This window comes from Parasediminibacterium sp. HNIBRBA5674 (assembly GCF_056745525.1).
This window is the reverse complement of sequence record NZ_JBQWIE010000013.1, coordinates 1-20,227: the sequence shown is the minus strand read 5'-3', so window position 1 is coordinate 20,227 and position 20,227 is coordinate 1. Positions and strand designations below refer to the sequence as shown.

The 20,227-nt window shown below is 38.3% G+C and carries 17 protein-coding genes; 6 read left to right on the top strand and 11 right to left on the bottom strand.

Annotated elements, in window-relative coordinates; genetic code table 11:
- Nucleotides 1-380: 380 nt before the first annotated feature.
- Complete coding sequence (locus ACT9TX_RS08185) at nucleotides 381-1,133, bottom strand: hypothetical protein (protein ID WP_481337786.1); 753 nt, start codon at nucleotides 1,131-1,133, stop codon at nucleotides 381-383.
- 184 nt (nucleotides 1,134-1,317) lie between these two features.
- A complete protein-coding gene (locus ACT9TX_RS08180) occupies nucleotides 1,318-3,507 on the bottom strand; it encodes a penicillin acylase family protein (protein WP_481337785.1) in 2,190 nt (729 codons plus the stop codon).
- Between the two features lie 98 nt (nucleotides 3,508-3,605).
- Here ACT9TX_RS08180 and ACT9TX_RS08175 point away from each other — a divergent pair, with 98 nt between their 5' ends.
- The 6 genes from ACT9TX_RS08175 to ACT9TX_RS08150 all read left to right on the top strand — a co-directional run bounded on the left by ACT9TX_RS08175 (nucleotide 3,606) and on the right by ACT9TX_RS08150 (nucleotide 10,696).
- Nucleotides 3,606-4,862, top strand: a complete 1,257-nt coding sequence (locus tag ACT9TX_RS08175; protein ID WP_481337784.1) for a serine hydrolase — start codon at nucleotides 3,606-3,608, stop codon at nucleotides 4,860-4,862.
- Nucleotides 4,863-4,969: 107 nt separating this feature from the next.
- The gene (locus ACT9TX_RS08170) at nucleotides 4,970-6,889 is read left to right on the top strand and encodes a PKD domain-containing protein (protein WP_481337783.1); all 1,920 of its coding nucleotides are present in this window, start codon (nucleotides 4,970-4,972) and stop codon (nucleotides 6,887-6,889) included.
- A gap of 10 nt (nucleotides 6,890-6,899) precedes the next feature.
- A complete protein-coding gene (locus ACT9TX_RS08165; RefSeq protein ID WP_481337782.1) occupies nucleotides 6,900-7,625 on the top strand; it encodes a DUF4397 domain-containing protein in 726 nt (241 codons plus the stop codon).
- A gap of 144 nt (nucleotides 7,626-7,769) precedes the next feature.
- Nucleotides 7,770-8,759: an aldo/keto reductase gene (locus ACT9TX_RS08160; protein WP_481337781.1), complete on the top strand. Its 990-nt coding sequence runs from the start codon at nucleotides 7,770-7,772 to the stop codon at nucleotides 8,757-8,759.
- A gap of 335 nt (nucleotides 8,760-9,094) precedes the next feature.
- A complete protein-coding gene (locus tag ACT9TX_RS08155) occupies nucleotides 9,095-10,417 on the top strand; it encodes a citrate (Si)-synthase, eukaryotic (RefSeq protein WP_481337780.1) in 1,323 nt (440 codons plus the stop codon).
- Nucleotides 10,418-10,543: 126 nt separating this feature from the next.
- A complete protein-coding gene (locus ACT9TX_RS08150; RefSeq protein WP_481337779.1) occupies nucleotides 10,544-10,696 on the top strand; it encodes a hypothetical protein in 153 nt (50 codons plus the stop codon).
- 155 nt (nucleotides 10,697-10,851) lie between these two features.
- Here the strand turns inward: ACT9TX_RS08150 and ACT9TX_RS08145 are convergent, their stop codons facing one another.
- The 9 genes from ACT9TX_RS08145 to ccoS form a co-directional block, all read right to left on the bottom strand.
- On the bottom strand, nucleotides 10,852-12,795 hold the full coding sequence (locus ACT9TX_RS08145; protein ID WP_481337778.1) for a M1 family metallopeptidase: 1,944 nt from the start codon (nucleotides 12,793-12,795) through the stop codon (nucleotides 10,852-10,854).
- Nucleotides 12,796-13,019: 224 nt separating this feature from the next.
- Nucleotides 13,020-13,463: a hypothetical protein gene (locus tag ACT9TX_RS08140; RefSeq protein ID WP_481337777.1), complete on the bottom strand. Its 444-nt coding sequence runs from the start codon at nucleotides 13,461-13,463 to the stop codon at nucleotides 13,020-13,022.
- Between the two features lie 73 nt (nucleotides 13,464-13,536).
- The gene (locus ACT9TX_RS08135) at nucleotides 13,537-14,238 is read right to left on the bottom strand and encodes a sulfite exporter TauE/SafE family protein (protein WP_481337776.1); all 702 of its coding nucleotides are present in this window, start codon (nucleotides 14,236-14,238) and stop codon (nucleotides 13,537-13,539) included.
- 1 nt (nucleotide 14,239) lies between these two features.
- Nucleotides 14,240-14,680, bottom strand: coding sequence for a FixH family protein (locus ACT9TX_RS08130; protein ID WP_481337775.1), 441 nt, complete (start codon nucleotides 14,678-14,680; stop codon nucleotides 14,240-14,242).
- 43 nt (nucleotides 14,681-14,723) lie between these two features.
- On the bottom strand, nucleotides 14,724-16,133 hold the full coding sequence (ccoG, locus tag ACT9TX_RS08125) for a cytochrome c oxidase accessory protein CcoG (protein ID WP_481337774.1): 1,410 nt from the start codon (nucleotides 16,131-16,133) through the stop codon (nucleotides 14,724-14,726).
- A 28-nt stretch (nucleotides 16,134-16,161) separates the two neighbouring features.
- Nucleotides 16,162-17,307 carry a cbb3-type cytochrome c oxidase N-terminal domain-containing protein gene (locus ACT9TX_RS08120; protein WP_481337773.1) on the bottom strand — a complete coding sequence of 382 codons (1,146 nt, stop codon included), beginning with the start codon at nucleotides 17,305-17,307 and terminating at the stop codon, nucleotides 16,162-16,164.
- Between the two features lie 13 nt (nucleotides 17,308-17,320).
- The gene (locus tag ACT9TX_RS08115) at nucleotides 17,321-17,482 is read right to left on the bottom strand and encodes a CcoQ/FixQ family Cbb3-type cytochrome c oxidase assembly chaperone (protein WP_481337772.1); all 162 of its coding nucleotides are present in this window, start codon (nucleotides 17,480-17,482) and stop codon (nucleotides 17,321-17,323) included.
- 89 nt (nucleotides 17,483-17,571) lie between these two features.
- A complete protein-coding gene (ccoN, locus tag ACT9TX_RS08110; RefSeq protein ID WP_481337771.1) occupies nucleotides 17,572-19,698 on the bottom strand; it encodes a cytochrome-c oxidase, cbb3-type subunit I in 2,127 nt (708 codons plus the stop codon).
- 16 nt (nucleotides 19,699-19,714) lie between these two features.
- A complete protein-coding gene (ccoS, locus tag ACT9TX_RS08105; RefSeq protein ID WP_481337770.1) occupies nucleotides 19,715-19,867 on the bottom strand; it encodes a cbb3-type cytochrome oxidase assembly protein CcoS in 153 nt (50 codons plus the stop codon).
- Between the last annotated feature and the right edge of the window lie 360 nt (nucleotides 19,868-20,227).

Genomic DNA, 20,227 nt, shown 5'->3' with positions numbered 1-20,227 from the left:
TGAGAGATTAAACAATTTTCCCGCTTAATTGTGATGATTTCAGCAACAATATTTATTATAAAATTTCGAAACGCTTGCCAAAACTTTCGCCTTTGTTGGTGTTGCTTTCACCAACAATATTCGTTATAATGTTTTGAACTGCTCGCCAACATTTTGAAAGCACCAAACACTCCTTTGAAACCCTCGCCAGCATTTTGAAAGCACAAATCTTTCCTTTGAAATGCTCGCCAGAGTTTTGAAAGCTCAAATCTTTCCTTTGAAATGCTCGCCAACATTTTGAAAGGGCTGATTTTAATTTCGAAACCCTCGCCAAAGTTTTGAAAGCACAAATTTTTTTTTTGAAACCCTCGCCAAAGTTTTGAAAGCCCCCAAACAGCTAACTATTTAGGGGTAGTTGGTGGTGGTGGTGGCGTACTGCCATTACCACTGTTTTGCACGGTTTTTTTTATTGCTGAGAAACTAAACAAATCTTTCTTAACTGATTTTTTCTTTTTATAAAAGTCCTGTACCAGTTTCGCAAATTCTGTAACTACGGCTGTGTAGGTGGCATTTAGTGCTGTAACGCCTTCGGCAGTAATGGTTTTACTGTTGCTTTTGTAGGTTTCTTGGGTAATATTCTCGTTACTAAATGTATTGGCATAGCCTATAATACTATCTACTACAGTGGCTTTAATATCTTTAGTAGCTGTTATTTCTGCTTTTACCTCGGCTGTAAGGTTGGTTTTAAACTTTGCCAATAGTTCTATTAAAGCAATTTGGTCTTTCGCTTGTGCTTTTTTACCAAAGGCGGTAAAGCCAAGTAGTGTGAGTAATTCGGCACGTCTAGAAGCATCTTTAATAGCTACATTTAAGCGTAAACTCACGGTAGATAATAGTGGCAAGGCTTCGGCTTGTATGGCTTTTACGGTAGCGGTAGCTTCACGTTGGTCTTTCTTAGGGTCAATACCTAAAATATCTTTAAAGTCTTTGTCTACACGGGCTTTTAAAGCGGTAATTAAATCAAAGTTCCAGTTTTCGTTTTCTTCGGTTAGTTCTTTAATGTTGTCTAAAGCATTTTGAAGAATAACAGATAGTACGGTAAGCATTACAACATCCTTAGCGCTGTAAATACGTAGGTTAATTGCTTGCGGCATAGTTTATAATTTTATTATACACCAAAGTATGTAATAAATTATAACTGATAAAATATTTTTTATACGAAATAGGTTTTCTTGCAGAATGCGATGATTGATGCAGAATTGAATTAAACAATGCAGACTGCTTCGTGCCTCGCAGTGACGTGGAAAATTTCACCTTTCACATTTGACTTTTCACTTCTCACTTTTCACCTTTTTCGCCCCCAGGATGATATTGCTGTTCTACATGTTTTAGTACATCTTCTTTGTAAAATAATACCTCTTTAAATAGACCTTTTGTGTACATCGCTGCTTGGTCTTTAAAGTGTGGCGAATTAGGATTACCACTACTACCACCAGCTAATAACGATTTTGCAGTAATGCGTTTACCAAACTCAACAGCGCATACAAAGCTATTGCCGCTTTCGCCATAGCGTTTGTTAGTACCAGTAAATGTGCGGCTTTTATACGATGGCAATTGCCCCCAAAAAGAACTAGCAAAAGGTACAGGCAAACTTGGTGCTGCATCGCTATACTGATTTTGTATCTCACCACTTAAACGTTGAAAGCGGTTCACTTCACCCCAAGGCATTTGCCATTTACCAAACTTGGTGGTTAATTCTTGCAATACAGCTTGTAAATGTTTTACTAAGTAATGTGGTTTTGCAGTATCAGTAAATAGTTTAGTAGCTTGTACTTGGTCTAACTCACTAGGGTTAACATATATTTGGGTAATACTAGGCCCTAATTTTTGTGCCCATTCTACTGCCAAAGTTGTAGCAACTGAATTAACACCTGAATGATAATCCCACTGCTTTAGTACGCTTACGGCTTCTTGCAATTCAGGATAATCAGAGCCGACTCTTTCATACGCTTTAAGCAACGCAGGTACTAACACTTCAAACGATGATAACTTAGTATCGTAACCAGCAGCAATCACTTTATCAATGTTGTATTGCGAGCCCTGGCTTAGTACACGCACTGCATTGATGCCTCTAAAATTTTCACCATCAGGTGCCATATAAGTAGGATAATCTGCTTGCTTAGGGCTACTACTACCACTAACCGAAAAAGGTGTTGAGTTGCAATTTTGCAAGAAACCACTAGCAGGATTGTATTGGTGTACAATATCATCTACCATGTGTAGGCCTTGCCATTCGGTAGCTTTAATAGTGCCATCTACGGGTTTAGCCCAGTTGTATGCAGTATATCTTTTAGGCATATAATCACCGTGCCAGTAAGCAATATTGCCTTTATCATCTGCAAAAACGGTATTGTTACTTGTATTGGCCTTTAGATACATGGTTTGCTTAAAATCTTCAAAGCCTTTGGCCTTGGTACGTAGCCAACTTTGCTCAATACTTGCCATAGAACGATTGAACGAACGTAGGCTTATCCATTTACCTTCACGCTTAGCCATTATTGGCCCATGGTGGGTGTAAAAAGTAGTGAACACTTTTGTATATAAACTATCGCCTTGCTTGTATTTGATACTAATGCGCTTTTGTGTTACAGGCAATAGTTTACCGTCGTATTGATATTGCAAGCCTTTGGCATTGGCTACTATTTTTTCAGCGTACATATCTGCCACATCTACATTGCTGCTCGTGTGTATCCAACCGCAATGCTCGTTAAAGCCTTGGTACACGAAAAACTGCCCCCAAGTTACTGCACCATAAGCGTTTAAACCTTCTTCGCTTACTACTTGCACTTCTGGTCTAAAGTAAAAAGTAACGTGAGGATTGATGTATAAAATAGCATTGCCAGAAGCGGTTTTACTAGGTGCAATGGCAAAACCATTTGACCCAGTTTCTATATCTATGTTTTTAGCAATTGTTGCTACTGCGCTTTTATCATTGCCATAAAACTGTTTTAACTCTGATGTAGTAATATCAGCAGTATTAATGGCACCAATGCTGCCATCTGTCCACAATAATGCATACCAAGGTTTAAAACGTTTAAGCATAATCGGCTTTACAGTTGGGTGCTTGTAGAGGTAAAAATTAATACCATCAGCATAGGCATTTAAAAGCTTCTTTAGCCAAGGTTGTGCTTTGTTATAATCTGCCACCGCTTCTGTAGAATCTATCAATAACTTAATCAGTAAATCGTCGTACAGACTTGCCTCGCCTTTTACTTCAGACAAGCGGCCAAGCTTTTCTATGTAGTTCATTTCTACACGTTTAAAATCATCTTCACATTGTGCATATAGCAAGCCAAATACAGCATCAGCATCGGTTTTACCATAAATATGTGGTATACCATAATTGTCTCTAATAATGTTTACTTGCTTGGCTTGCGCTTGCCAGCGAGCAATTTCTGTGGATGTAAATGATTGAGCATTTGTGGCAAATACAATCATCAATAAAAAACTACTGAGCGCTATTCTCATACATGGTTTGTTTGGTAGATGGTGTAAGATAATTGAAAAATGTGCACAAGGCATAGGCCGTTTATCACAAGCAGTCATTTTTTTATTAAGTTTGATGCATGAGATACTTATTGCTAATTCTTTGTTGCTATACCATGCAAGCATTTGCCCAAAACAAACAGCCCTCAAAAAAAGATGTGAACCTGCTAGAACAATTGATGCGCAGCAAACCTGAGCGATTTGCCAGTATTTTGGAAAATAAAGACAGCTTGCGCTTGCAAATTATTTACACCAAAATAGACAGAGACAAACACAACAAGCCAACTTTTACTGATTATACGTTTAACCTTAACAACAATACCTACTTCTACCCTGCTAGTACGGTAAAAATGCCCATTGCTTTTTTGGCTTTAGAAAAATTGAATACACTTAAAAAATATGGTGTAGATATGAATAGCACCATGGTTACTGATAGTAGTTTTAGTGGTCAAGATAGGGTGTACACAAATCCTACAGCAAAAGACAGCAAAGCATCGGTAGCTAATTATATTAAGCAAATATTTTTAGTAAGTGATAATGATGCTTTTAACAGATTGTACGAGTTTTTGGGGCAAGCTTACATACAGCAAAAGCTAGCCGACAAAGGTTTTACAGATGTAGTTATTAGGCATCGCTTGCAAAGAAGCCTTACCAACGAACAAAACAGAGCCACCAATCCTATTAGCTTTTACGATAGCACATGCAAACTATTATATCGCCAAGAAGGTCAGTATAGCAATGCCATTTTTCCAAAACTAGATGTAGCTATAGGTAAAGGGTTTTATAAAGGCAGCAAGTTGATTAACCAACCATTCAATTTTAGTGAGAAAAACAGGGTGTACTTACAAGACTTGCACCATATACTTCAAAGCGTACTATTTGCAGATGCTGTACCAAGTAAACAGCAATTTAATTTATCGCCTACCGATTACAATTTTGTAAAACATTGGATGAGTGCTTACCCAAGAGAAAGTACTTATCCTTACTACGATACGGCCAATCATTGGGATGCCTATTGTAAGTTTCTGCTTTTCGGTAGCGAGAAAGGCAGCTTACCACCAAATATTCGTGTCTTTAACAAAGTGGGTGATGCTTATGGCTTTTTAACAGATGTGGCCTACATAATAGATACTGACAAAAAAGTAGAATTTATGTTAAGCGCTACACTACTATGTAATAAAGACGGGATATTTAACGACGATACATACGATTACGAAACGGTTGGCTTTCCCTTTATGAAAAATATTGGGCAGTTGATATATGACTACGAATTACAGCGCAAACGAAAAAATATCCCCAACTTGCAGTCATTCACAATAAACTATGCCCAAGATTAGTTTATAGTAAAATAAGTACCCACTATTTACCACATGACGTGTGCAGTATGCCCCAAAGGCTAGTTATTGCACATGATGGGTGAAATAGTAAACCGTTAAATACATACATGAAAACAAAATTCTTAATCGTTGCTTACATAGCATTGGCCTTAGCGGCCTGTGTAAAAGTAATTGACAACAGTACTAGTGGTACAGGCAGTAGCAGTGGTTCTGGTAGTGGCAGCAGTAGCGGTGGTGGTTCTAGCAACCCTAGTAATCCTGCACCTACACCGGGTCAAACACCTGGTACTGGCACCACAACACCTACTACACCCACAACACCTGGCGGACAAACTGGTAGTGGCGGCACAAGCAGCGGTACTATTGGCACTATTACTATCAACTATTCAAGTACAGCACCTTGCGCACCAAGTAACGAGGTATTTACATTTACCTGTTCAGCACCGGGCGCACCAGCTGGCTCTTCTTATGCATGGTACTATGGTGATGGAAATGCTGGCACAGGCGTATCAAGTACAAATACTTACATAAATGCTGGCACCTATACTGTTTTGGTAAAAGTGATTAATAACAACCAAATTCTTGGTCAGTCTACTCTGAATATTACCGCTTTAGGGCAAAACACAACACCAACAGCAGCATTTACAGCTGTTGCAGGTGCTACTACAAGCACCATGATATTTACAAGCACTAGTACTATTACCAATGGTACCATAAAAAATTATGTATGGGATTTTGGTGACGGCACAAGTGGCAGCGGTAGCGTAAATACCCACGTTTATACTCAAACTACTGTAGTACAAACATTTACAGCTAAACTAACAGTATCAAGTGCCATAACAGGTTGTACAGCTACAAAAACACAAATCATTACAATACCAGCATCTAGCAGTAGTGGCGGCGGCGGAACTACTACACCACCACCAGGTGGCACTAGCGGTAGTGGCGGTACAAGTAGCGGTAGTATTGGCAACATTACGATAGCATATACTACCACAGCGCCATGTGCACCAAGTAATGAAATATTCACCTTTAATGTGATTGCACCGGGTGCACCATCTGGTTCTACTTACGAGTGGTTTTTTGGTGATGGCAATTCTGGTTCAGGCTCAAGCACCACCAATACCTATAACACATCTGGCTCTTATACCGTATTAGTAAAAGTTAAAAACAATAACCAAATACTTGGCCAAAGCACCATGGCTGTTACTGCCGTAGGGCAAGGTGTAACACCAGTTGCTTCTTTTTATGCGCAGCAAACCAATGCTACAACAACTGGTAATTATTACACTTTCAACAGCACAAGCAGTTTAGCAAAAGGTGCTATTACATCTTACGTATGGGATTATGGTGATGGTAGTAATGGCACTGGTAGTTTTAGCACGCATACATATGTACAAACTTCAGTACAGCAGTCATTTACCGTAAAACTAACCATTACAAGCGATGCTGGTTGCGTATCTTCAAGGTCGCAAGTAATAACTGTGCCTCCTGGTTATAGCATAACTGGTGGCTTCACTTATACAAGCACTAGCCCTTGTAAACCAAGTAGTGAGATGTTTACATTTACTGGGCCTACAACAGGTGTACCCGCAGGCGCTATTTATAGTTGGGATTTTGGTGATGGTATTGGCGGTACTGGTAACCCAATTAATAAGAGCTACACATTTCCAAATTCATACAATGTAACGCTCACCATTACACTCAATAACTCACAGTTGTATAAAGTGTTGCAACCTGTTACCTCATTTGGGCAAGACGTAACGCCAACAGCGTCTATTTCTGTACAGCAAAGCAATGCATCTGGCAGCGCTTGGGCTTTTAACAGCACATCAACGGTACCGCATGGCACTATTACATCTTACGCATGGGATTATGGTGATGGCACTACTGGTGCTAATGCGTTTAACATAAAAACATATACACAAACCACAACTGCAAAGACATACACTGTAAAACTTACAGCCACTTCAAATGCTAATTGTTCAGCATCGGCTACTACAACAGTAATCGTTCCTGCTAAATAAATATCAACCCATGAAAGCACTTTTAAATACCATATTAATATTACTACTGGGCTTAACTGCTTGTACTAAAGTAGTGGATGGTTCTAGCACGTCTACAAGTACAGGCACTGGCACAGGTACTACTGGTACAGCAAATATTCGCTTCTATAACGTAATGGATTACGGCAATGTAAATGTCACCCTAAATGGTGTTGGCCAAGGTGATGTAGCGATATATTATTCAACTGCATATAAACAAGTTGCTGCTGGTAGTAGAAATATTAAAGTAACATTTGGTGGTAATACTATTGTGGATGTTTACGCCGACTTACTAAGTGATAAATACTATTCTTGCTTTATTTACCGTGTAGGTTATAACTGGCGTATTTCAATTGTAACAGATGATTTAACAACACCTGCAGCTGGCAAAGCAGGTATACGTGTACTTGACTTTAGATCACAGGCTTATTTTAATTACGTAAATGTCAGAATTATTAGCGTAGGTTTAGATCAGTTAGACTATACGAATAGAAACTTTTTAGACCATTTATCATACGATACTTATACCACCTTTAAGCAGGTAGCAGCAGGTACTTACAATATTAATGTGTTTACAGATACTGCCAATCTTACTTCAAAAACAGGTGTTGTACTTGGCAATGGTAAAATCTATTCGGTAATACTAATGACACCTGCTGATCTTACAGCAGCCGATGCACTTAAGTATATTAATATTGATTTTTCTACCTTAAAATAACGGCTTTACTTTTTTAAAAGCCTCACCCGTTTGGTGAGGCTTTTTTGTTGCTGTTAGAGGTAGAAAAATAAACAAACCAATCATAATATTACTGAACCATTCTACATTTCATAATAATATCTTCGCAAGCAAATAAACATTGGTATGAAGAAACGATTACTTGGCAAAACTGGCTTCGAGATTTCTGAAATAGGTACTGGCACATGGCAAGTTGGTGGCAAATGGGGCACCACTTTTAATCATACAAATGCTGATGCCATACTCAATGCATCGATAGATAATGGGATAAATTTTATAGATACTGCAGATGTATATAGCGATGGCGAAAGTGAAAAAGCAGTAGGCAGAGTGGTACGTTCGAGAAAAGAAAGAGTATATGTAGCTACTAAATGTGGTAGACAATTTTCACCTCATATTGATGCCTTATATCAACCAAAAGCTTTAAGACAATATGTAGAAGATAGCCTTACAAGAATGGGTTTAGAAACTTTAGACTTAATACAATTGCATTGCCCACCAACAGCAACTTACGACCGCCCAGAAATATTTGACCTTTTTAACAACTTGAAACAAGAGGGGAAAATATTGAACATGGGTGTAAGTGTAGAAACGATAGACGAAGCGTTGAAAGCTATTGAATACGATAATGTGACTACGGTTCAGATTATTTTCAACATGCTAAGACAACGACCTACTGAAGATTTTTTTGCGCAAGCAGCAAATAAAAATGTAGGCATTATTGTACGTGTACCACTTGCAAGTGGCTTACTTACAGGTAAGTTTTCTAACACTTCTACATTTGATAAAGATGACCACAGAAATTTCAACAGAAATGGTGAAGCGTTTGACAAAGGTGAAACTTTCTCTGGTGTTAATTATGAGAAAGGCTTAGCCGCAGTAGCAGCCATAAAAGAAGTATTTCCGAATGCTAATAATCTCTCTGCTATTGCCTTGAAATGGGTACTTATGTTTAGCGAAGTAAGTTGTGTGATCCCTGGTGCATCTAGCCCTGAACAGGTTGCTAACAATGTTGGCGCAGCAGCTTTAAATGATATTTCGGCTGAAGATATGGCTAAGGTGAAAGCTATTTACCAAGAGCTTATTTGGCCCGATTTATCAAAAGAAAAGTGGTAGTAAACATGATAACAATCCTACAGCAAGTATTAAAGATTCAACAATAAATCATGCAACCAAAAATGAAAATTACTAAACTACGTTTATTGCTAGTTGCTTACTAAAGTGATAAGTATTACAAACAGAGCATTAAAATATTACCTATAAAGAAATTTTATAGCATTTTCACGCAACTTCTTTGTAAATGTTTTGTTCTGCACAAGAAGTTGTACTACTTTTAGCCGCGCTGATAAGTGTATCTAAAAGTTCCAGTGTGCGACGCAACTAAAGATGGAAAGTGATACAACAGCTGACCCAAAAAACTCTTTACTCGCTATAAAAAATAACCAATTATCATGGGTGTACTTAAAGAAAAATTTAAGGTAAAGGCAGACATAGCCAATGCGGAAATAAAAAGTATTATAAAAGAGCATGGCGCCAAAAAAATTGGTGAAGTTACATTGGCTCAAATTTATCAAGGCATGCGTGGCATTACTGGCTTGGTTACAGAAACCAGCTTGCTAGATGCACAAGAAGGTATTCGCTTTAGAGGCTATACTATACCAGAACTGCAAGAAAAACTACCAAAAGCAGCAGGTGGTAGCGAGCCCTTGCCAGAAGCATTGTTTCATTTGATGTTATTAGGCGAACTACCTACCAATGAAGATGCATTACACATTTCTAACGTATGGCAGCGCAGAAGTCACGTGCCAATGCATGTGTTTAAAGCCATAGATGCTTTGCCACTTACTACGCACCCAATGACCATGTATGTGGTGGGCGTAATGGCCTTACAAACAGAGAGTAACTTTGCCAAAGAATATGCAAAGGGGCTTAATAAAAAAGATTATTGGAGTCTTGCTTACGATGATACGATGGACTTAATTGCCCGTTTGCCTCGTATTGCTGCTTACATCTATCGAAGAAAATACAAAAACAAAGAACATATTGAACCAAATGGTTTGCTAGACTGGGCTGGTAACCTTGCGCACATGATGGGCTTTGAAGATGAAAGTTTCAAAGAATTGATGCGCTTGTACATGACTATTCATGCTGACCATGAAGGTGGTAACGTATCTGCACACACCACACACTTAGTAGGTAGCGCATTAAGCGACCCTTACTTAAGCTATGCAGCTGGTATGAATGGCTTGGCGGGACCTTTACACGGCTTGGCTAACCAAGAAGTAATTAAATGGATTTTTGAGATGCAGGAGAAACTAAATACTGACTTACCTGCAAGAGAACAAATAGCGCAGTACGTAAAAGAAACCTTAGAAGGTGGTAAAGTAGTACCTGGTTATGGCCATGCAGTATTGCGTAAAACTGACCCTCGCTTTACTGCACAAATGGAATTTGGTAAAAAACACATGCCAGAAGACAAATTGTGCCGCACCGTATGGAACATTTACGATGTAGTACCTCCAATTTTACAATCACTTGGTAAAATTAAAAACCCTTGGCCAAACGTAGATGCACACAGTGGTGCATTGTTAGTACATTATGGCTTAGTTGAGTATGAATTCTACACTGTATTGTTTGCGGTAAGCCGTGCATTGGGTGTATTATCTAGCCTATGTTGGGATAGAGCTTTGGGCTTTGCATTAGAACGCCCGAAGAGTGTAACTACCGAAGCCGTTAAAAACTGGATTGATGGCAAAGGTGAAATTTGGGAATAATTACGTCTGAACCTTGATTTGAAAGGATTAGACTGATTTAATAGGATTTAAAGAAACAGCCTTGAGAAAATTTCTCAGGGCTGTTTTGTTTTTATGAAAATCACTTACTAGCTGTAAATACTATACATGAATAGTCATGTAGCTATTAATTGGTTAAACACTTGGTACATAAATAATCATGATGCCATTTGCCACGCAGAAATATGGTACATGAGTTTTCATGTAGGCATTTATCATTTAGAAATATCGCACACAAGTTTTCTCTATGCCATTTTTTAAGCTAAAATATAGTACATGAATTTTCATGTAGGTATTAAGCGTTAAAAAACTATGTACGTGAATTTTCACGATACCATTTAAAAAATAAGAGCCGCACAAAATGTGCGGCTCTTATTATTTTTTCTCACAATCATTCAAATCATTAAATCACAATTCTATTCTGGCACTACCAATTTGTTGTTGGTTTTATTGATATCTGCCAATCGTTGTGTTGGATCTATTTCTATACTTTTTAAATCTTTAATGCTTCTGCTAGTGGTAAAGCTATAATCAGGATGCGTCCATTTCCATTCTGCATGTACTGTTCTTCGTATCGCATTTTCAACAGGCTTTTCGCCAAATTGTAAGCTACTTGGTATATAATGCAACTCTTGGCTACCATCTTTAAAGGTTAGCAATACATCTACAGGCATTGGCATTTTACCTACACGTTTTAGGTTAATAGAGGTTTTACCATCTACCAAATCGATATTACCTACAGCGTAATCAATGGTTTTAATACTGTTAATCCAGTACTCTTTGTACCACTGCAATTGCATACCGCTTACTTTCTCAGCTACTCGAATAAAGTCATTCGCATTGGGATGTTTAAATTTCCACTCGTTGTAGTAAGCTAGTAGTATTTTATCTCTCACACTATCACCTACTATATAACCAAGTTGTGCCAAAAACGTAGCGCCTTTGCTATAAGCATCGTTGCTGTAAGCATAGTTGGTGTTATAATGGTCAGCATGTGTACTCATGGGCTCTTCGTAAGGGCTTTTGGCTAGGCCAAAATACCCTTGATAACTTGATGCCTGAACCAATGGTAACTGTGTTTTACTACGTTCTACAATACGTGCCACACCTGCTTTTGCACCAGCACTTAAGTAAGGCGATTGTGCAGCCCAAGTTGCATAATAATAATCAGACACTTCGCTTTCTGCAAAACTTGTAAAGCCTTCATCCATCCATGCAAACAAACTTTCGTTAGTACCTAAAATATGTTGGTACCAACTATGCATCCACTCATGAAATACCGTACCAAGGCTTGGCCCTTTTATTAATGTAGCCATTGCGTATTCCATACCACCATCACCACCTTGTATAAATGAGTATTGAGGGTAAGGATATTTACCATATTTCTTTTCTATAAATGGCAATGCTTTTTCAGCAGCCCATAATACATTGTTCCAAGCACTATCTGCTACCAAATCTTTGGCTTTGTAAAACACATGTAAGGTTAAATCAGGTCTTACTTTTTTGCTTAAATGCTTAAACTGAGGGTCAGCAGCCCATACAAAATCATGAATATTTTCGCCTTTAAAGTTCCACGTTAATGTATTAGCAGTTGGAGCAGGTACTTTTACGCCTGCTGCTTCAAAGCCATATCCTATAGCATTGGCATTTTGTAACACACCAGTTGCAGCTACCATATAGCTTTTATCTATGTTAATGGTTACATCATAATCACCCCACACACCATAAAACTCACGAGCAATGTATGGGTTAGCGTTCCAACCTTGGTAGTCGTACTCAACCATTTTAAGATACCATTGGCTCATACTGTAACGCACACCTTCTGCATTATCACGGCCACTTCTACGCACTTGTAATGGCACTTGCGCTTCAAAAGTTACATCAATTAATGTCTTAGTTTTTGGTAAAATAGCTTTGCTCAACTTTACTTCTAGTATCGTTTCATGCTCTACTAGTTCTTGTGCTACACCATTTATCTTTAAGCTTTTCACACGTTGATAGCCAATTTCAGCATCGGTCAATTTGCTGATTCTGTCTTTTACACGAGCATCCCAGTCGTACAAATCCTCACCTGTTCTACTTTTACCTATCAAGGTTTTACCTAGCTCTCTACTACGCACATCCATACTACTATTGGGCTGAAAAGCATTCCAATACAAGTGTAAAAACAAGCGCTTTAAGGTGTCAGGCGAATTGTTGGTGTATTCAAGTTTTTCAGTACCAACAAATCTGTTGGTTACCACATCCATTTTTACGTCAATATTGTATTTAATACGTTGCTGCCAGCGGTCGCTTTGGGCAGTTGCAATAGCCGAAAATGAAAGTGTAAAAAGTGAAACAATCAGTAGCTTTTTTGTCATTGTCAGTATATTTTTAAAGGCTTTACCACAAAGAACACGATGTAAAACACAAGGTTCACAATGATTGTGTACTTAGTGAAAATCCCTTGTGCACTTTGTGGTGAAAATAAAATTAAATATCGCCGAAAATACCACAATTACCAATCAAAAATGATTAACGGTTAGCCAATAAAAAAGCTACACACCATTACGTGCGTAGCTTTCATTTGTTTATTAACAATTTCCTATATCGTTATTGAGTCTTTTGCCAATTTGCCATTTTTATCAAAGTATAAAAAACGCTTTGTAATGTCATTCTTCTTTACCGTGATTCTGTAATAAAAAGGTTTATCAGTTTCTTGAAACGTAATCACTGCTTTTACTTCCCAGTCTGCAAACTTACTTTTATTAAAACCATCCTTTACGCTAGTGGGTAGTTGTACAAAATCAAGCTCACCAGTGGTTTCTATCATTGTACCCTCTTTGGTAAACTTAGCGGTATGATTGATATTTTTCAACTTAAAGCTTGCTTCAAAATTGGTAATTCTGTCTTTCCACTCAACTTGCGATGCAGTAGCAAACTTCACTTTAAAAGCATCAGTAACAGTGGCTGGTACTTTTCTTATTTGTGCATTTGTAGTAATTACCAAAGCCATTGCAATAATTACTAACGATACTATTTTTTTCATGGTACTATTTGTTTCTAGCAATAATTCTATAATTGTGCCAAAAAGTAAATAAATCAGAATTACTCATAAAAAATCAGTGACAACTAATTACCCCGCTAGCAGCATGATTCATAATTGGGCTTATAAAAGGTATACCTAGGTTCATACCACGTAGTATTAGTAGGCAAGCCATTAAGCCTACACAATAAGGCAAGGCTTTACGCAGTTGTTGCTTTACCGTTACAGGTATGGCACGGCCTACTATCATTAAGCTAAACATTAACGGTAATGTACCTAAGCCAAAGGCAAACATTAACCAAGCTGCATGCGCTGCACTACCTGTAGCGGCAGCGGCTGCAATGCCCATATACACAAGGCCACAAGGTAGCAACCCATTTGCTGCGCCTATTACATAAAAACTTGCGGTACTTTTTTCTGCATGTAAATATTTAGCCAATAACCCTTGCACACGCCTATGAAAGCCTTTAAATACAGTCGCTTCTAGGTTAATAAACTTACCTAAAAGCAACACAAGCAAAATCAAACACCCAAGCACTATAGACAATACCTGCTGATAACCTGTTAAAAAGAAGCGATTGCTCACAATACCTACCAATGCACCGAGTGCTGCATAAGTGGTGGCTCTGCCCAAATTGTATAGCAAAATAAGTAGTAAGCGTTTTGCTTTTGATTCATGCATGATAGGTAAAGACAAAGCAATAGGCCCACACATGCCTACGCAGTGAAAGCTTCCTAAGAAGCCAATACTTAAACCTATGAATGCAATTGCTAGCATATTATTTTGTAACAGTTAAAACTTGCTGATGAAAATAGGCAGTACCAGTTGTAACCCAGTCTAAACGCAACTGATACACACCATTTACAAATAACGCTTTAGATAACACTTGTCTACCAGCTGCATCAACATGTAACTGTAGCATTACATCTTTTTTCTGCTCAGCAGAGCGAATGCACTCAATAGTACCGGTAGTATTACTGCCTACTGTAGCCAGCGGCAACTGCAATACCACTACATTGCCACTATCGGTAATGCTTAGCTTTTCAGCTACAGCACTTAAGTTTTTAGAAGCGTCTATCTTATCTTGATATTTCAACTCTTTCTCGTAGTAATTATCATCTATCATTTCATTGCTTTGCTTCATGGCTACGCCTACCATACAAAGCATACCTATTACAAAGGTTGAAAAGCCGATTAATATTTTATATCCCCAGTTCATAATTGTATGTATTGATTTGAATGATGTAATGATGATTGGTTGCTTACAAAAACGGCCCAAGAAACACGGTTTTCACAGTTTGTATTTTCTGCCCATCTTTATAAATACCCACTTTTATATCTGTACTTCTTCTAGTAATGTATTGCTTATTTACACGAATAAAAAACGTCACTTCATTTACTGCTTCAGGTTTCATTTGTGCATCTTTTGTGCTTACAAAACTTACCTCACCCGGTATATTTTCTAGCTTCATGCTTACGCCAAAAGTTTTGTTTGTTTTGTTCAATACAATGGCATTAAACAAATTGCCCAAAGTATCTTTTCCTACTTCTTGGTATAGTTGACCACGCACTCTAGTGATATGTGTATCTACGCTTCTTCTTGTAAATACAAGCACGGTGGTTACTATTAGCAATATCACCAGCAATACAGAATAGGCTTTCATTCTGCCATTAAAGTGAAACTTATTGCCTTTGGCTATTTCATTTTCAGATGCATATCTTATTAAGCCTTTCGGCTTATTTATCTTAAACATCACTTCGTTGCAAGCATCTATGCAAGCCGTACAGCCTACACATTCTATTTGCACACCATCACGTATATCTATACCAGTTGGGCATACTTGTACGCACTTGTTACAATCAATGCAATCACCGGTTGTAGCTTCAATGTGTCTAGATAGTTTACCTCTTGGCTCGCCACGTTTGTAATCGTAGGCAATTTGCATGGTGTCTTTATCAAACAACACACTTTGTAACCTACCATAAGGGCAAACTGTGGTACAAATAATATCACGTACAAAAGCAAAAACCGCATAAAACAAAAAGGTAAAAAACAATAACCCAGTTAATAAAACTGTGTGTTCAGCTATTGGCTCTTCTATAATTTTTAATAACCCATCTAAGCCTAAGACATACGCTAAAAACGTATTGGCTATTAAAAAAGAGATGGCTAAAAACACACCATGCTTTACAAACTTTCTTATGCGCTGCTCGGCTGTTAATGTAGTGCCACTCATTTTGCGCTGCTGCGCACCAGAGCCTTCTATCCACCACTCTATTTTTCTAAACACCATTTCCATAAACACTGTTTGTGGGCACACCCAACCACAAAACAGTCTACCATAAATGACAGTAAACAAGGCAACAAACACAATGAACGTAATCATCGATACCGCAAAAATGAAAAAGTCTTGCGGCCAAAAAATATTGCCAAATACTATAAACTTACCCTCAGGAAAGTTGAGCATAAAAAAGGGCATACCATTGTATTTTATTAGCGGCAGTATAAAAAATATCGCCAAATAAAATACAGACACCCAAGTGCGGTACTTATAAAACTTACCGCCTGGTTGTGTTGCATACACCCATTTGCGTAAGCCCTTTTCGTTTACATTACTTACCCTATCTCTAAACGTTACTTCGTGTTGTATATCGTTTGCCTCGTCTATCATATCATCACATTTTACCCAATCATTTCTACTACTTTTTAGCTGCGGTACTATCTGCTACTTTGGGTGCAGCAGCAGTAGCAGAATCAGCAACTTCTTTATATAAATCGCCCTGTGGTTCTTTTGGTGTTGGTGGTTTGGTGCCTTTTAATGACTTTACAAAACTTGCTAGCTGCGCTATTTGTACTGGTGAGAAATCATCTTTCCAAGACTTCATACCTTTTTCTTGCCAGCCATATTTTACGGTTTTAAAAATGTCTTTAATGCCACCACCGTGCAACCAATACTCATCGGTCAAGTTTGGCCCTACACCACCCTGCCCTTGCGCACCATGGCATGCCACACAGTTGGTTTTAAATAAAGCGGCACCAGAACTCACACCATCTGCATCTAGCATTACCACACTGTTCTCATCTACATTGTCTTTCTGACTCTTTAAATATTCTTCTTGTTGCAATTTGGCTTCAGCAACTTCAATGGCATATTCTTCTACCTGCATGGGTGCAGATTTAGCCACATGGTAGCGATATAAATAGCCAAAGGCAAAAATGATAGAAGCTATAAACGCTATTTTAAACCAAGGTGGCGTTACATTATCTAGCTCGTGTATACCATCGTAACTGTGGCCTGTATCTATACTTGCTTCGTGATCTAATGGTTTAAATTGGTTAAGGTTATTCCATATTTTACCCCAGTTAATCAAAGCAGGTTTTGGCGCTCTTGCTTCTTTGGCTATAAATAAAACTTCTGGGTTTATAAAGTATTTTATTAGCTGTGCAAATAGCACAATAATCAACATTTCTAAACCTACAATGGTGTATAGCAATATTCTAAAACCACTGGTATGCGATACTGCCACAGGTTCTGTAGCCGCAGCAGTAGTAGCTTGCGCCATAGACGATGCACTCACTAGCATTAAACCAATAAACATGGCTGCTTTTACAGTAGCATCTGTTTGTTTTTTAAGTTGCACCTTATCCTTATACGACTTCATTGAGAAGATAAGTGTATTGCCTAAAAATGCAATTACAATAGCCAATAAGCTAATGCAGATTACTAGCATGGTATCGCCATCAATAACACTTGAAGAAACCGTATTGCTTGGTGTTTCTGCCATTACTAAAGATGTAGCAAAAGCACCTATTGTAGTTGCAGTAATTTTTTTTATTAGTTGCATCGTTGTAAAAAGTTTAGTTATCTAAAGGCAGGTTTTCTATGTGGTTTATTTCAGATTGGCTTTGCTTAAATACCAATACCGTAACCACTGTAAAAAAGAACACAAACAGCAGTAGCGATACCATAGGATATACACCTACACCTGTTATTTTTTCTAGGTAATGAGAGAATTTCATCGTTGTAAATTTTTGTTTGATTCAAACGTTTTGTATCGATGCTGCTAGGTGGGCTTTTACACCCACCATCTACAGCAGGGATTATGAAACTATTTCGAATAATTAGTGGTATCTGTTTTTATGTCTTTGCCCAAGCGTTGTAAATAAGCTATCAATGCAATGATTTCTTTTTTACCACTTACTGTTATTTTATCTTTCTTCAAGTTATCGGCTATGCCTTGTGCTTGTTTTTCTAAGTCTTTATTGGCTTCGCTTTCGTAACCTTCTGCATAAGGTACACCTAGCTTGCGCATAGCGTGTATTTTAGAATTGGTAGAACCTTCATCAATATCTTGATCGTACAACCAACCATAAGTAGGCATAATAGAACCTGGCGACATAGATACTGGCTCTAGCATGTGGTTAAAATGCCAGCTATCTGGATATTTACCACCAATACGAGCTAAATCTGGTCCTGTACGTTTGCTACCCCATTGAAAAGGATGGTCGTACACCGATTCACCTGCTTTAGAATAATCACCATAGCGGGCTACTTCGTATCTAAATGGTCTTATCATTTGTGAGTGACAATTGTAGCAACCTTCACGTATGTAAATGTCTCTACCTTGTAACTCCAATGGTGTGTATGGTTTTACACTAGCAATGGTAGGCACGTTAGATTTTACCAAGAAAGTAGGAATCATTTCTACCATACCACCAATAGCTACTACTATTAAACTTAACGTTAGCAACATTATTGGCTTACGTTCTATTACAGAGTGCCAGAAAGAGTTAGCAGGTGCTTTGTATGCTTTTTCTAGTGCAGGTGCTTCAGCATATTCTACAGCTTCAAAGCTACCGGCTTTAGCGGTTTTAATTAAGTTGTACACCATTAAAAACACACCTAGTAAATAGATAGTACCACCTATAGCACGCAATACATAAAACGGTACTACTGTTTGTACAATGTCTATAAACTGATACTGCAACTGACCAGAAGGTGTAAAGGCCTTCATCATAAAGTAGCTTCTAAAAGCTGCCCAATACATAGGTATTGCGTATAGAATAATACCTAACGTACCTATCCAAAAGTGCGTGGCAGCAAGCTTAATTGAATGCAATTTGGTATTGAACATTTTAGGGATTAACCAGTACAACATACCAAAGGTTAAAAAGCCGTTCCAGCCCAATGCACCAATGTGTACGTGTGCAACCGTCCAATCGCTATAGTGAGAAATAGCATTCACATTTTTCAATGATAACATTGGCCCTTCAAAGGTGGACATACCATAGCAAGTAACCGCTACTACATAAAACTTCAATACAGGGTTTTCACGCACTTTATCCCAAGCACCACGTAGGGTAAACAAACCATTAATCATACCGCCCCAGCTAGGTAGCAATAGCATGATAGAGAAAGCCGTACCTAGTGACTGTGCCCATTCTGGCAAAGCAGTGTATAATAAGTGGTGAGGACCAGCCCAGATGTATAAGAAAATTAAGCTCCAAAAGTGTACAATACTTAAGCGATAAGAATAGACTGGTCTGCCAGCCGCTTTAGGTAAAAAGTAATACATTAAACCCAAGTAAGGCGTGGTTAAAAAGAAGGCCACTGCATTATGGCCATACCACCATTGTACCAAAGCATCTTGCACACCTGCATACCATGAATAACTTTTCCAAAGGCTTACTGGCAATTCGAATGAGTTAACAATGTGCAACATAGCCACCGTAACCCATGAGCCTATGAAGAACCAAATAGCTACGTATAAATGACGCTCACGACGGGTAAGTATCGTACCAAACATATTTACACCAAACACTACCCAAATCAACGTAATGGCGATATCTATAGGCCATTCAAGCTCGGCATATTCTTTACCAGCGCTTAAACCAAGTGGTAAGGTAATGGCAGCGGCTACAATAATTAATTGCCAGCCCCAAAAGTGAATTTTGCTCAGCAAGCTATTCCACATAGGTGTTTTAAGCAAACGTGGTAGCGAGTAATATACTGCCGTAAAAATACCATTACCCACAAAAGCGAAAATCACTGCATTGGTATGCAATGGACGAATTCTACCAAAAGTGGTGTATTGCAAACCAAAGTTTAAAACAGGGAAAGCCAACTGAAAAGCGATAATAACGCCCACTAACATGCCCACTGCGCCCCAAACTACGGTAGCGATGGCAAAATTTCTAGGCATCCTGTTGTCATAAGCGAATTTTTGTAATTCCATATATACTGCTGATTGATTAGTTGATGGTTTTGGTTTCGTCGAATAATATTCTGTGCGGTGGTGAGTAGCTATCATCGTACTGACCTGTTTTGGCGCTCCATAAAAAAGCCACCAAAAAGCCAAGCGAGATAACTAGGCTACACAATGCGATGACAATGAATATTCCCATAGTTATTATTTATGCAGCAAAAATGCCCCTATAGCCACGGCCTGCCTATGCGATGAGTCATAGAAAAACATGATTCTTATCATAAATAGTTAGTAGGTAGCAGTGAATGGTGAGAAGGCAGTAGTCAATAGTCAGTAGTCAATGGTGAAACTGCTCGTCATTGTAAGGAAGCGTTTTAACCACAGAGCAAAGAAGCAACAGAGGTTTTCACTTCTAACTATTGACCATTGTCTATTCACCTTCAGCGACATCTGCGCTATCTGCGAGCAATAAAACTTCCTTTGTCTTGTCCTAAAATAGGTTTACACTAAATCATTAAAGTGTAAATTATGTCAAGAGTTATTATTCAAAAGTCGCAAC